At 66.3% G+C, this 13,253-nt stretch carries 15 protein-coding genes and 1 other RNA gene; 7 read left to right on the forward strand and 9 right to left on the reverse strand.

What is annotated here, in order from left to right; translation table 11 throughout:
* Positions 1-34: 34 nt before the first annotated feature.
* From Mterra_RS00725 to rnpB, 5 genes are all read right to left on the reverse strand, one after another.
* Positions 35-1,402 carry a peptidoglycan D,D-transpeptidase FtsI family protein gene (locus Mterra_RS00725; RefSeq protein WP_119313417.1) on the reverse strand — a complete coding sequence of 456 codons (1,368 nt, stop codon included), beginning with the start codon at positions 1,400-1,402 and terminating at the stop codon, positions 35-37.
* On the reverse strand, positions 1,399-1,653 hold the full coding sequence (locus Mterra_RS00730) for a hypothetical protein (RefSeq protein WP_119313418.1): 255 nt from the start codon (positions 1,651-1,653) through the stop codon (positions 1,399-1,401). The genes Mterra_RS00725 and Mterra_RS00730 overlap by 4 nt, the downstream gene beginning before the upstream one ends.
* Complete coding sequence (gene rsmH, locus Mterra_RS00735; RefSeq protein ID WP_119313419.1) at positions 1,650-2,516, reverse strand: 16S rRNA (cytosine(1402)-N(4))-methyltransferase RsmH; 867 nt, start codon at positions 2,514-2,516, stop codon at positions 1,650-1,652. Before rsmH ends, Mterra_RS00730 begins: the two co-directional genes overlap by 4 nt.
* Entirely contained in the window at positions 2,516-2,950 is a 435-nt protein-coding gene (gene mraZ / locus Mterra_RS00740; protein WP_027893302.1) for a division/cell wall cluster transcriptional repressor MraZ, read from the reverse strand. Before mraZ ends, rsmH begins: the two co-directional genes overlap by 1 nt.
* 425 nt (positions 2,951-3,375) lie before the next feature.
* Positions 3,376-3,752: RNase P RNA component class A (rnpB, locus tag Mterra_RS00745), an RNA gene on the reverse strand.
* 175 nt (positions 3,753-3,927) lie between these two features.
* Here rnpB and Mterra_RS00750 point away from each other — a divergent pair.
* Entirely contained in the window at positions 3,928-4,329 is a 402-nt protein-coding gene (locus Mterra_RS00750) for a hypothetical protein (protein ID WP_119313420.1), read from the forward strand.
* A gap of 104 nt (positions 4,330-4,433) precedes the next feature.
* Here Mterra_RS00750 and Mterra_RS00755 read toward each other — a convergent pair whose 3' ends face one another.
* Positions 4,434-4,829: a GatB/YqeY domain-containing protein gene (locus Mterra_RS00755; RefSeq protein ID WP_119313421.1), complete on the reverse strand. Its 396-nt coding sequence runs from the start codon at positions 4,827-4,829 to the stop codon at positions 4,434-4,436.
* A gap of 76 nt (positions 4,830-4,905) precedes the next feature.
* Here Mterra_RS00755 and Mterra_RS00760 point away from each other — a divergent pair, with 76 nt between their 5' ends.
* The 6 genes from Mterra_RS00760 (at position 4,906) to Mterra_RS00775 (ending at position 10,612) form a co-directional block, all read left to right on the forward strand.
* Positions 4,906-7,563 (forward strand): MalT transcriptional regulator family protein, encoded by a 2,658-nt coding sequence (locus tag Mterra_RS00760; protein ID WP_119313422.1) that lies wholly within the window; start codon positions 4,906-4,908, stop codon positions 7,561-7,563.
* A 360-nt stretch (positions 7,564-7,923) separates the two neighbouring features.
* On the forward strand, positions 7,924-8,385 hold the full coding sequence (locus tag Mterra_RS00765) for a hypothetical protein (protein ID WP_119313423.1): 462 nt from the start codon (positions 7,924-7,926) through the stop codon (positions 8,383-8,385).
* An 85-nt stretch (positions 8,386-8,470) separates the two neighbouring features.
* A complete protein-coding gene (locus Mterra_RS21680; protein WP_147372476.1) occupies positions 8,471-8,953 on the forward strand; it encodes a hypothetical protein in 483 nt (160 codons plus the stop codon).
* A 19-nt stretch (positions 8,954-8,972) separates the two neighbouring features.
* Positions 8,973-9,347 carry a barstar family protein gene (locus tag Mterra_RS00770; RefSeq protein ID WP_119313424.1) on the forward strand — a complete coding sequence of 125 codons (375 nt, stop codon included), beginning with the start codon at positions 8,973-8,975 and terminating at the stop codon, positions 9,345-9,347.
* 149 nt (positions 9,348-9,496) lie between these two features.
* Complete coding sequence (locus Mterra_RS21685) at positions 9,497-9,724, forward strand: hypothetical protein (RefSeq protein ID WP_147372477.1); 228 nt, start codon at positions 9,497-9,499, stop codon at positions 9,722-9,724.
* A gap of 372 nt (positions 9,725-10,096) precedes the next feature.
* Positions 10,097-10,612, forward strand: a complete 516-nt coding sequence (locus Mterra_RS00775; protein ID WP_119313425.1) for a HEAT repeat domain-containing protein — start codon at positions 10,097-10,099, stop codon at positions 10,610-10,612.
* Positions 10,613-10,691: 79 nt separating this feature from the next.
* Here Mterra_RS00775 and Mterra_RS00780 read toward each other — a convergent pair whose 3' ends face one another.
* The 3 genes from Mterra_RS00780 to Mterra_RS00790 all read right to left on the reverse strand — a co-directional run bounded on the left by Mterra_RS00780 (position 10,692) and on the right by Mterra_RS00790 (position 13,225).
* Positions 10,692-11,306 carry an LON peptidase substrate-binding domain-containing protein gene (locus Mterra_RS00780; protein ID WP_119313426.1) on the reverse strand — a complete coding sequence of 205 codons (615 nt, stop codon included), beginning with the start codon at positions 11,304-11,306 and terminating at the stop codon, positions 10,692-10,694.
* A 44-nt stretch (positions 11,307-11,350) separates the two neighbouring features.
* Positions 11,351-11,794 (reverse strand): thioesterase family protein, encoded by a 444-nt coding sequence (locus Mterra_RS00785; RefSeq protein WP_119313427.1) that lies wholly within the window; start codon positions 11,792-11,794, stop codon positions 11,351-11,353.
* A gap of 81 nt (positions 11,795-11,875) precedes the next feature.
* A complete protein-coding gene (locus tag Mterra_RS00790) occupies positions 11,876-13,225 on the reverse strand; it encodes a phenylacetate--CoA ligase family protein (RefSeq protein WP_119313428.1) in 1,350 nt (449 codons plus the stop codon).
* Between the last annotated feature and the right edge of the window lie 28 nt (positions 13,226-13,253).

The raw sequence follows: 13,253 nt of genomic DNA on the forward strand, positions 1-13,253 counted from the left end.
TCATCATGCACAACAGCCTCACCGAGCCCCCAGTCTACCGGCTTTTGGGTGAGGCTTCCAGACGGGGCGGCTCGCCCCACAGGCTGAAGAGCCCGGCCGCGATCTCGCGGAACACCGGGGCGGCCACCATCGAGCCGTGGATGCGGGGCCCCTTGGGGTGGTGCAGCACCACCACCACCGTCACCCTGGGCTCGTCGGAGGGGATAAAGCCCGCGAAGAGCGCGTTGTAGACGGTGCGGGAGTAGCGCCCGTCCACCACCACCTGCGCGGTGCCGGTCTTGCCGCCCACCGCGTAGCCCTCGAGCTTCGCCTGCGGGGCCACCCCGTCGGTGAGGGCCTTGCGGACGTCGCGCGCCACCTCGGGGCGGAAGACCCGCTCGCCCTCGCCCACCGGGCCCTGCACGAGCTGCGGCGGCAGGTAGAGCCCGTCGTTGGCCAGCGCGTTGAAGGCGGCGACGAGGTGCAGGGGGGTGATGAGGAAGCCCTGCCCGAAGGTGGCGTTGACGTACTCGGTGGGGCCCCACAGCTCGGGCCGCCGCACCTTGGGCTGCTCGAGCCGCGCCCCGGGCATCGGGCGGGGGTCGGTGAAGTGGAGCTGCTCCATGGTGGCGTAGAGCTTCCGGCGGTCCATGCCCGCGGCCAGCTTGCTGATGCCCACGTTGGAGGAGTACTTGAGCACCTCGGCCAGGGTGAGCTTGCGGGGGTGGGAGACCACGTCGTTGATGGTCCAGCCGGCGACCCGGTAGTGCATGGGCGCATCGACCACGGTGCCCAGGCCGGCCTTGCGCTGCTCGAGCAGCGCGGCGGCGGTGAGGGCCTTCATGGTCGAGCCCGGCTCGAGCGCCACCAGGAAGGCGTGGTTGCGCCAGGAGACGTCGGCCGCGGGGTCGGGGCGGGGGGCCTGCGGGTCGAAGCGGGGGCCGTTGGCGACGGCCAGCAGCCGCCCGGTGCGGGTCTCCATCACCAGCGCGGTGCCCCAGTCGGCCTTGGAGGACTCGATCGCGCCCCACAGGGCCTGCTCGGCCAGCGACTGCACGGCGGGGTCGAGGGTCAGGCGCACGTCGCGCCCGGCGGCCAGGGCGCTCTCGAGGTCGCGCTCGAGGCCGCTGAGCCCGCGCCCGGCCACGCCGCGCGGGTCGCGCTCGGCGAAGCCCAGCACCTGCGAGGCCGAGACCCCGACCGGGTACAGCCGAGCCCCGGCGGTGCTGCTCATGACCAGCGGGGTGCCGTCGTGGGCGAGCAGCGTGCCGCGCGGGACGGAGCGCACCTTGGGTTGCGGGTCGCGCGGCTGCAGTTGCGGGGCGTGGCGGGCGAGCTGCACCAGCCCGTACGCCACCGCCCCGAAGTAGCAGGCGAAGGCGATGATCACCACCCAAACGCGGTGCAGGCTGGCCTGGGTCATTGCCCCTCCTCGGCCCACTGGGCCAGGCTCATCGGCACGAAGCCGTTGTTCTTCGCCCACTCCCGCAGCGCCAGCGCCGAGGCGCTCTGGTAGTGGCGGAGGGTGAGCTCGAGCACGCGGTCCTCGAGCTCGGCGCGGGTCTGCTCGAGCCGGGCGATGGCCTGGTTGGACGACTGGTTGACGTACCCCAGCACGCTCAGCGCGGCCAGCAACAGCAGATACAGGCCCCCCCACCGACCGATCACCCTCATTCGCGCTCCCCTTTCCTTTCCGCCGCGCGCAGCTTGGCGCTGCGGGCGCGCGGGTTGGACTCCATCTCTTCGGGCTGCGGGATCACCGGCTTCTTGGTGAGCACCGTGAAGCCGGGGTGGTCCCGCAGGAAGTGCTTAACCAATCGGTCCTCGAGCGAGTGGAAGCTGATGACCACCAGCCGCCCGCCGGGGCGCAGCGCCTGCGCCGCCCCCTCCATCAGCTCGCGCAGCGCGCCCAGCTCGTCGTTGACGTAGATGCGCAGCGCCTGGAAGGTGCGCCGCGCCGGGTGCCCGGCCTCGCGGAAGCCCGTGGCCCTGCGCACCACCTCGGCGAGCTGGGTGGTGGTGCGGATGGGCCGGGCCTCCACGATGCGGCGGGCGATGCGGTAGGCACGGTTCTCCTCGCCGTAGGTGCGCAGGATGTCGGCGATGTCCTCGAGGTCGAAGGTGTTGACCACCTCCTCGGCGGTGAGCTCGCCCTCGCCCATGCGCATGTCCAGCGGGCCCTCGAGGCGGTAGCTGAAGCCGCGCTCGGGATCGTCGAAGTGGTAGCTCGAGACGCCCAGGTCGGCGAGGACGCCGTCCACTTGGGCGACGCCGAGCTGGGATAGCTCGGCGGTGAGGTGGCGGAAGTTGGCCTGCACCAGCCGGAGCTTTGGCAGCTTCAACGCCCGGGCCCGCTCGACGGCCTGGGGGTCCTGGTCGAAGGCCACCACCTCGCCCCCGCGCTCCAGGATGCCGCGGGTGTGCCCCGCGCCCCCCAGCGTCGCGTCCACGTAGAGGCCGCCCGGGCGCACGTCCAGCCACTCGAGCGCCGCCTCGAAGAGCACCGGGGTGTGGGAGAGGCCCTGTTCCACGCCCATCACCCCACCAGCCCCCGCAGCGCCTCCGGCGCGGGCGGGTTCGAGAGCACCTGGTTGATGTTCTCCCACCAGCGCCCCTCGCTCCACAGCTCCAGCCGCGTAGGAGCCCCGGCCACCACCACCTCGTTGGACTCCTCGATCCCGGCGAACTTGCGCAGGGGCGGCGGGATGGTGACGCGTGAGGCGTTGTCCATCTGGGTCTTGTGCGCGCCCATGTAGAAGAAGCGCATGAACTTCTGCGCCTCGAGGTCGATGAGCGAAAGGTTCACGAGCTGCTGCTCGATCTTGCTCCAGGCCAGCAGCGGGAAGAGGTAGAGGCAGCCCTCGAGGCCCCTCGTGATCACCACGCCGTCCTCGATAAAAGGGCGAAAGGGTTGTGGTATCACAACCCTCCCTTTGTCATCGAGGCTATACTGGTATTCACCGAAGGGCATCGTCTTTTCTCCAGGTCAGGCCTTGGGCTTCCCTTCGCCAACGGGGTTTTGGGTGGATTTCCCACTGGCATTGCTGTTCTGCAGCCAATCTACCACAGAACTCCCACGTTCTACCACTGTGTCCCACCCTGGCCCCACCTTCCTCCCACTTTGGCTCCCCTGGGAGGCGCGAAGGCGGGAGGCGGGCGGCAGAATCCCCGAGTTTTGCGATGACGGTGGGGTTTAGCTGGAGTGGGGTCGGAAAAGGTGGCGGTTCCTACGGAAGCCCCGATTCTCGTGCGATCAGAAGCTCGAGCAAAGCTCTGTTCCGAACGAAGAAAACTAAAGAAAACATTAAGGACTGTCCGGCTCGAGTTGGGGTAGGGGGAAGGAGGTGGGGAAAGCCAAAGCCCCCTCCGGAAGGAAGGGGCTTGCAGCGGCTTGGTTGCCTGGGAAGAGGCGTAAGCCGGGTTCTGTTTCCACGGTCATCTATCTGGGATCGCTGTCGCCAGCGACCTCGAGCGGCCAGTCCCTCCAGGTAAGCGAGCCGGGCCAGCTCTCCCTGGGGTGCGCGAGGGAAGCCCTCGCGTAGGCCTTGCACCGGGTGGGGTTTACCTAGCTCCCCCTGTCTCCAGGGGCACTGGTGGGCTCTTACCCCACCGTTTCACCCTTACCGCCCGCCGCCGAGGCGGCGAAGCGGCGGTCTGCTCTCTGTTGCACTATTCCGTCGGGTTACCCCGCCCAGCCGTTAGCTGGCACCCTGCCCTGTGGAGCCCGGACTTTCCTCAGACGGTTTCCCGTCCGCGACCGTGCCCTTTTCCCAGGCAAGTTTTTATTTTACTTCAACAATCCCCTTAGCTCAAATTGAAGCTCAGCCTCTTCAGCGGGCGACGCCTCCTGGCGGCTAACACGAGTGACGTACACGTATGCTGGGCGTAAACTAGAATGTACTCAGCTAACGAGCTGGGCCACTGGATCCGCCTCGGGAGGAGAAACGCATGAGCCCATGGACCGATTTCCTGATGATCGCGAGCGCACTTTCCGCCCTCGCGGTCACTCTTTTCCAGGTGAGGCACCAGGCGGTGATCATCCAGGCCCTGGTGATCTCCTTCCCCCTGTCGACTTTGGTGCTTCACACCCCCGACCTCGCCCATCAGAGGATTGCCCTGTCCTTATTCGCCACGTCGATGATCGGATGGAACCTGGAGTATCGGATACGCTCCCGATCGCCCTTGCGGTTCGTCTACGCGGTGTTGATCGCTTCGGCAGCGTTGGTCCCCTATTCAGCGCTGATGAAGGCATACGTCCCGTGGCTGATAACCGCAACCCTGATCACCGCGATGATCTCCGTGCTGAGCTTCAGCTACCGCAACCGCTCGAGCCCCTCTGAGAAGGGCTGAGCGAAACAGGACCTACGGTTTTCGACCCTGGCTGGAGGTTTCCCCACGAGCCACGAGCCGGAATTCGGCGCCTCTTGGCTCCCGACCCCCGGCCTCGGCCCTTCCTACCCCCCCGCCACCCGCTCGATGACCCGGCGCACCTTGTCCCCCGGCGCCACCGGCCCCAGGGCCTTGGTCACCGCGCCGATGGCGGCGAGGGGGGTCTTGAACTGGCTGAAGTCGATGTTGGCCCGTACCCAGGCCTCGATCTCCTCCTCACTCATCTCCTTGGGGAGGAAGCGGTCGAGGAACTCGAGGTCGGACCGGTTGCCCGTTTCCTCCGCCGTGACGCGCAGGGCCTTGAGGATCTTGACCGCGTCGGCGTCGGGGAGGGGGCGGCCGTCGCCCTTGCGGTCCATCTCGGCCTTGACCACGCGGGCGAAGTCGAGGGTGGTCTGGTCCTTGGCCTTCATGGCCTCGACGATGGTCTTCTTGATGGCGTCGTAGATCGCCGTGCTCATGAGGCCCAGTGTAGCGGCTGCGGGGCTTTCGCAACTGCGCGGGCGCTCCCTTTGCGGGTAGAATTCGGTTCGCGTCATGCCCTACCGAGTGCCCAAAAGCCGCCTGCTGCCCCCGCGCACGGCTCGAGAAGTCGAGCGCCTGCGGCTGGGCGAGGTGGTGCGCCAGGGCTTCGCCAAGAGCCCGGTGCTGGTGCTGGCCGCGGGGGCGGGGTACGGCAAGTCCACGCTGATGGCCTCGCTGGCGGCGGGCTCAGGGGTGTGGGTCACGCTCGCCGAGGACGCGCAGGACCCGGTGGTGCTGGGCTGGCACCTGCTCGAGGCCTACCGCCCGCGCCTGGGGGGTCACGCGCTCGAGGTCGAGCGTGCGCTCGAGCACGGGGCCTGGGCCCAGGCGGCCGAGGGGCTGCTCGAGGGGCTCGCCGCGCACCCGGGCGGGGCGCACACCCTGGTGCTGGACGAGGCCCAGCGGGCCGCCAGCCGCGAAGCCCTGGCTTTCCTGCGGATGCTCTCGCAGGCCCCGGGGCTCCAGATGGCGATCTTGACGCGCCGTGCGGCCCCCTGGGAGGTGCTGGGGCGGGTGCTGGGCGAGCGGGAACTGGCCTTCGACGCCGCGGAGGCGCTCGAGCTCGGCCGCGCCGTCGCGCCCGAACTCCCGGCCTTCGAGGTCGAGCACGCCCACAGCCTGGTGCAGGGCTGGCCGCTGGGCCTGCGCCTGCTGCTGCGGGCCATGCAGCGGGGGGCCCGCCCCGAGGAGGCTTTCTACGCCCACCCCGACCCCGCGGGGCTGCTGGCCTACCTGCTGCCCCACCTGCCCGAGCCCGTGCAGAAGGCGGCGGCCCGCGCGAGCGTGCTGGGCGAGCTCGACCCGGAGGAGCCCGGCTGGGCCGGCGAAGCGGCCCGCCTCGAGCCCTACGCCAGCGACCTGCTGCTCGAGCGCGTGGGCGGCCGCATCCGCTTCCACCCCCTGGTGCGCCAGGCCCTCATGAGCCTGCTCGAGCCCGCCGAGGTGCGCGGCCTCCTGACCCGCGCCGCCGACGCCGCGCTGGAGCGGGGCGAGGGGGTGCGGGCGGCGGGGTACTTGCTCGAGGCCGGGCGCTTCGGCCACGCCGCCGACCTGGTGCTGTCCCAGGGGGAGGCCTGGCTGCGTCGGGGCCTGACCTACACGGTGCTGGCGATGCTCGAGCGCATCCCCCGCGACCTGTTCGCCACCCGGCCCGGCCTGCGCTACCTCCACGCCGAAGCCCTGCGCCAGGCCGGGCGCTACGCCGAGGCCGAGGGGATCTACCGCGAGGCCCTGGAGGCGGGCGTCGAGCTCGCCAACCTGGGCTTGGCCCGGCTGTTCCTCGACACCGTGGAGCCCGCGCGGGCGTGGCCGTGCCTCGAGGCCGCCCGCCGCGCCTTCCCCGAGGAGAGCCGGCGCCTGTGGGCCGAGAACCTGCTCAACAGCGGCCGGGTGGCCGAGGCGCGGGCGCTGGGCCTGGACGGCCCGCGGCTTTGGCTGCGCGGCGGGGAACCCGCCCGGGCCTTGCAGGAACTGCGGCGGGAGCACGGCCGCACCGCGCCGGTGGCCCAGAACCACCGGGAGGGCACGCTGCTGCTGGCGCTGCTCGAGGCCACCGCCGGGGACGCGGCCAGCGCCCAGGCCATGGCCCATAAGGGCCGGCGGGAGGGGGAGGCGCTGGGCAGCCCCTTCGTGGTGGCCCTGGCCGAGGCCCGGCTGGGCCACGCCCTGCTGGCGCAGGACCGCTGGGACGAGGCCCGCCGGGCCTACGAGCGGGCCCTGGCGCTGGCGGAGGGCGGCCCGGCCCGGCTCAAGGTGGAGGCCCTGGGCGGCCTGGCGGCCGTGGGGGACGCCCGCGCCTACGCCGACATGATCCGCCTGAGCCGCGAGGCCGGCGACCCCTGGGTGGAGGCCTTCATGACCCTCGCCGCGGCCTATGCCCACCTGCGCCGGGGCGAGCCCTTCGCCCTCCCCGCCCTCACCGCCCTCGAGGACCCCTTCCTCCTGGCGCTGGCGGCGGCCTACCCCTGGAACCCCGGCTCGCCGGAACTTCTAGAGCGCTACCCCTTCCTCACTGCCTACACCCTCTTCGCCCCGCCAGTCCACCGCACGCGCCGTTTGTTGTGGGAGGCGGGCAAACTGCCCGTGCCCTACCACCCCGGGGTGCGGGTCGAGGTCACGGCCCTGGGCGGGCTGGGCCTGCGGGTCGAGGGACAGGAGGTGCGGCTCAAGCGGGAGAAGACCCGCCTGCTGCTGGCGCTGCTGCTCCTGCGCGACTGGAGCAAGGAAGCCCTGGTGGAAGCGCTCGAGGTCTCCGACGGCGAGTTCCGCGTGCTGTGGTCGGAGCTGCTGGGGGCGCTCGAGCCCGGCCGCCCCAGCCGCGTGCCCGGCTACTTCCTCAAGCCCTACGGCCTGGCCCGGGTACCCGAGCTGTGCGTGGACCTCTGGCAACCGCGAGCGGGCAGCGCCCTGCCGCTCGAGGGCTTCGACCACCCCGAGATCGACCGCTTCCGCGAGGAGTACCGCTCCTCCCGCCGCCAGCAGTTGCTGCAAAGCAACGAGCCCGCGTCCTGGCTCGAGGCCCTGCGCCTGGAGCCTACCGACGAGACGGCGCTCGAGCGCCTCCTCGAAACCCCCCTGGCCGCCGAGGCGTGGGGCCTTTATGCCGCCGCGATGCGGGAACTGGGGCTGGAACCCGACCGGCGGCTCGAACGCTTTCGCAGCTTGCGGTAGGGGTGCGTGTTGAAGTGCGTCCTAGGACGGGCAAATAGCCATATTCGAGGTGTCGTGCCTGGAACCAGTGGGAACGTGGCGAGTACTGGCGATGAATAATCGGGGCTTGGCAGCGCTGACTATGGCAGGGATGAGCCTACCAACACACGGCAGGTAGCCTACAACAGCGTCTTGGAGGAAAGACTTACGGTAAGCTTCAAGAACTATCCAATGCCGGGATACCGCATACTGGTTTCGGTGAATAAAGACGGGTCGAACCCGCTTTATTCCGTGTTCATCCCGCCATGGCTGAGGTGAAACGTGAGCACTAGGGTGAATGTCGCGATACCGTTGAAGGTACCTTGGAAACTGTCCCCGTCCGTGTCCGCCTTCCGGGTCGAGGTCACGGAGAACGACGCGGCGGAGGTGGCGTTCGACGTCTACGACCTCTCGGGGAGGGACGGGGTCGAGGACCTCGAGTTCCTCCGCGTGGTGATGGAGTTCCCCGGCGGGCAGTGGGTGCGGATGTACCCGGTGATCGACGACGACGACCCCGACCTGCTGGGCAGGTTCGACTGGGGCAGCGTCCCGAGCTTCTTCGACGCGACGCGTAGCCCCCACGAGACGGGGGAGGAGTTCAGGAGCGCCTGGCGGGCGGCGGGGGTCTGCCCGGACCCCTGGGTCTACGAGGTCGAGTCCTCGACCTGGCTGGGGGAGAGCGGCGCCGGCCGCTTCGGCTGCCGGCACTTCCTCGTGAGGGGGAGGGAGATGTGGGTCGAGGTGCTCGCCCTGGGGTACTCGTGGCGGTGGCACCGACCGGCGCGATCTTCGGAGCTGGGATGAATTGCGTGCCTCGAGGGCGACGGCGAAAAGCCTGCGGAACGTGCTGTGGCCACGTATTCGCACCCGGTGACCAGGGTGATCTGGCATGCACGTAGAAACCGACTACAACTCTGATGCGGTTGTGCAGGGAATACCCTGGTACAACGATGAGGACATCAGCATCGGGTTCAAGCTAGAGAGGCCGCTGAGGTCCTCAGCGGCATCGTCGGTTCTGGTGAACTTTCTTCAGGTTATGGTCGATATTGATGGACGGGCACTATACGTGGAGGGAGTAACGCACCCGAGTTCATGGCTTCTGACCGACGCTTCACCCTCATCGACCCACAAGGGGACCCTTAGATTTATTTACGCCTTCCAACCTGGTGTGTCCGTAAGGCTTACAGGGCCAGCCGAGTGGCCGCAGTATATAAACCTACGCGATAGGTGGTTCTGCATTGGCGACCGGGAGATCAAATCCGATGACATACCCATCGAATTTGCGTCCAACACCGTCGCGATCATTAGGTCAAGGCACCTGGTGGGTCTGTGGATAAAACTAGATAATCTGCCTCGATCGTTGGGAGGGTAAGCATGATAGGCTGCTGGAAATGCAGTTGTTCATATACGATGACCAATGGAAAAAACTTGCCGAACCGGGCGACTTTGTGGCGATTCTTCCACGAGGACTAGACACTAAGGATAAGCTTCTTAATGCGCTGGCTGAAACGCTGCAGTTCCCCGGCTACTTCGGCTTCAATTGGGACGCACTGAACGACTGTCTCAAGGACTTTAATTGGTTGAGCCAGCGTAGGATCCTGTTGATTCATGAAGATCAAACCTTGTTGTCTGGAAAGGACCTTACCACATACATAAGTATTCTGGAGGATGCTGCTAGCCTATGGGAAGAGCTCAAAGAACACAAGTTGATAGTGGTCTTTCCGAAGAGCGCGGAAAGCCGTCTCAGCAGCCTGCTCGTGGAATAAAGGATCTAGCCTGATTTATTGTGAAGGCTAAGCCAGAAGCAATGAACACCGTAGGAATTGGTTTATGGCAAAAAAAGAACATCTGGTCCGACTTGCCAGAGAAATAAGCGACGATGAATTTGTGACTCTATGCGTGTATATTGAGAAAATTGAGTTTTGTAACAGAACTGAAAGCAGATGATAAGGCTGCTATCGAAGTCTATTCTCGTGAGAATGACAAGATACTTTGGTCGGGTGCGGCAAATATATCTATTAATGGGACGTCGATTTATCTAACGAATACGCTCTTGGATGACGAGGAGTACAAGAATATGTTGCGTTGCATAGAAGAATACCTTCTTAAACAAGCAGTGTTTTTGGGGGCTGAAGCGTATTAGTATGTTCTGCGCTCGACATTTTCTGGAAGCCCCGTTTTCTCTTGTGCGATCGATTCGACGTGTGGGATACCAGTAGATGACTTCCTGAAGCGATCATCAGTGAGCATTTGGCCGGTCAGGCAGGGGATGGCATGAAGATGCAGCTCACTCAACTTGCCGCTCTCGATCTTTACGTAAGCCGGGTGGTCTGGAGGCTGATTAAGGGCGAGGAACGTGCCTACCGTTTTCGCTGCACACACACCGGCCCAGGCGGAATCTGGGCAGTCGTAGCTTTAGAACCCTTCGGGCCTGAAGTTGGGGGACCGGTCGAGGGGGATACCAAGCCCGTCTATCGGGCAGTTGGAGCTTTTACAATTGCGAGGACGTTTCTTCGTGAGCATCCCCACCCTATCGGAATCCTTGAGTCAATATCTGTGGGGTCACAAGAACAGTTCGCTGACTTTTTCACAGCAACTGGAGCTGATCAAGCAAAAAACTGATAGAAAGACTCTTCTGAGCGTCTTGGAAACGTGGGCGCGGGAGTTTGGATTTGAGGGGATCTGGGCACTCGATGCGTTGTTAGAGCTGGATAAGGATCACGCCAGTGAAGCCGCGACACGGTGGCTAAGCCATCCCGATGGGGATGCGCGCATGATCGCTTTGGGCGTTCTGCTGAAATGCTGGAAAGATCACATCCCGGTTGACCAACTGATCACTTTGGCGAGGAATGACCCAGACGCGGATGTGCGCTTCCGGAGCATCATTATCCTCGACCAACTCGGCGACGAACGTGCTCTCGCGGTGCTCGAGTGGATAAGGGATCATGATGAGGGAGAGAATTACGAGGGTGAGCTACTCAAATACGCTGCTGAAGACGCTATTAGCCGGATCAGGCATCGACACTCATGAAGATGCCGATCTGAGGAAAAACGCGGTTTACATTAGATAGCGTGTTCGGCTGACGAGGGAGGGCTAGCCTGGCCTCCGCTCAGGCCTCGGACACACTGCTCGAGAGCGGCCGCTGGCGCATGAGGGATTGGACGAGCTCGAGGCGGTCTACGAGGGAGGGGGCCTCGAGGAGGGCCTGTTTCTCGGCGGCGGGGACGCGCAGGTTGACGCAGAGGAAGGAGGCTTGGTAGAGGGGGTCTTCGGGGAGGTTGGCGAGGGCTTCCTCGAGGGCCTTGGGGTCGGCCTTGCCCGCGACGTACTCGCGGAAGGCCTCCATCGCGTCCCACGCGGCGATGGTTTCGCTGCCGGGGTCGGAGCGGAGGAGGGGGAAGGGCTGGTCGGGGACGGAGTAGTAGAGCTGGCCCTCGCCCAGGCCGATGTCGCCCACGCGGCAGCGGTCGCCGCCCCGGCAGACGATGTTGAAGGTGCCGTCGGGGTTTTCCGAGGCGGCCAGGAGCTCGACGTAGCCGCCGACTTCGCGGTACTTCCCCGGCTCAGGCCCGGCCAGCGTGATCACGAAGCGCCGCTCGCCCTCGTCGCGGGCGAGCAGGTCGCGGGTCATCTGCTTGTAGCGCTCCTCGAAGATGAACAGCGGGATCAGCAGGCCGGGGAAGACCACGGTCTCCGGCAGGGGGAACAGCGGCAAGCGGGTCACAGGATCAGGTTAGACCTGATCGGGCTGGACAAAAGCGGCCTGATTTAGCTTCTCGCCTGCTGGAAGCTGGCCCAGCGCTCCTGGAGCTTCCCGAAGATGCGTTCCAGCTTGCCCTTGGGCAGGATCACCTGCTCGGTCTCGCCCTCGCCGATGAGGTCGCCGAGCTCGTTCCACACCTTGAGCGCCGCCCAGACGCGGTTGCCCTCGGTGCGCTCGTGCTCGGCCACCAGCCGCACCTTCATGCCCGGAAGCGCCGAGGCCAGGTGGTTGACGCTCACCTTCGAGCCGATGCCCTCCTCGCCCTCCTCGAGGAAGTCGAGGATGATCATGCGCCCGGCCATCTCCATGTGCTTGGCCATCCAGTAGGTCGCGTAGACGGCGTGCAGCTTGCCGAGCCGGGGGTCGTGGGGGTGCTCGAAGTCCACGGTCATCTCGTCGGTGACCGTGACCTCGAGCGTCGCCTGGTGTCCGATGGGGATGGGTTTCATAAGGGGTCGCTCGTGGCCGATAGCCCATAGCCGAATAGCGAAAAACCTTCCTCTTAGCTATCGGCCATCTGCTATCGGCTATTAGCCTAGATTCCTCAAGTCCGCCACGCGCTTGAGCTTGCCGCCCTCGCTGCGCGGGGCACTGCCGGGGCTGATGAGCGTGACCTTGACCGAGACGCCGATGTTGTCCTTGACCTTGTGGGCCACCTTATCGCGCAAAGCGGCCAGGCGGTGGTCGGCCTCGATGACCTCGTCGGAGAGCATCTGCGCGCCCACTTCGCGGAAGAAGGGCTCGGCGACCTCGAGCTTGAGCTCGACCTCGTCCATGGTGCGCTCGCGCTTGAGCACGATCTGGTAGTGCGGGGCGACCTCGGGGATCTGCAGCAGCACGGCCTCGATCTGGGTGGGGTAGACGTTGACCCCGCGCACGATGAGCATGTCGTCGGTGCGGCCGCGGATCTGGGCCATGCGGGCGTGGGTGCGCCCGGAAGCGCCCGGCTCGCGGGTGATGTAGGTGAGGTCGCCGGTCCAGTAGCGCAGCACCGGCATGGCCTTCTTGGTGAGCGTGGTGAGCACCAGCACGCCCACCTCGCCCTCGGGCAGCGGCTCGCCGGTCTCGGGGTGGACGACCTCGGGGTAGAAGTGGTCCTCCCAGACGTAGCTCAGGCCGTCGCGCTCGTTCACGTCCTCGTTGGCGACGCCGGGGCCGATGATCTCGGAGAGGCCGTAGATGTTGGTGGACTTCACCCCTAGCCCCTCGTCCACGCTGCGGCGGATGGCCTCGGTCCAGGGCTCCGCGCCCAGCACCGCGTACTCGAGGCTGATCTCCTCGGGGCTCACGCCGCGCCGCTTGAACTCCTCGGCCAGGGTCTGGGCGTAGGAGGGGGTGCAGCAGATGACCTCGGGCTTGAAGTCCTGGATGAGCATGATCTGGCGGTCGGTCATGCCGCCGGAGATGGGCACCACGACCATGCCGAGCCTTTCCGCGCCGCCGTGCAGCCCCAGCCCGCCGGTGAACAGGCCGTAGCCGTAGGCGTTGTGCAGCATCATGCCGGGCTCGGCCCCCGCGGCGGCCAGCGAGCGGGCCACCACCTCGGCGAAGACCTCGAGGTCGCCCTTGGTGTAGCCCACCACCGTGGGCTTGCCGGTGGTGCCGCTGCTGGCGTGGATGCGGGCGAGCTCGCGGCGGGGCACGGCGAAGAGGCCGAAGGGGTAGGTGTCGCGCAGGTCGCGCTTGCGGGTGAAGGGCAGCTTGGGCAGGTCCTCCACGCCGCGGATGTCGGAGGGCTTTAAGCCGGCGCCCTCGAGCATGGCGCGGTAGAAGGGCACCCGCTCGTAGACGTAGGCGACCTGCTCGCGCAGCCGCTCGTCCTGGAGTGCTTTGAGCTTGGGGCGGGGAAGGGTCTCGAGTTCGGGCTGGAAGATGGGCATGGCAACCTCCTGTCAAACGTCGAACGTC

Origin of the sequence: Calidithermus terrae, from assembly GCF_003574345.1 — a bacterium.
Taxonomy (GTDB): domain Bacteria; phylum Deinococcota; class Deinococci; order Deinococcales; family Thermaceae; genus Calidithermus; species Calidithermus chliarophilus.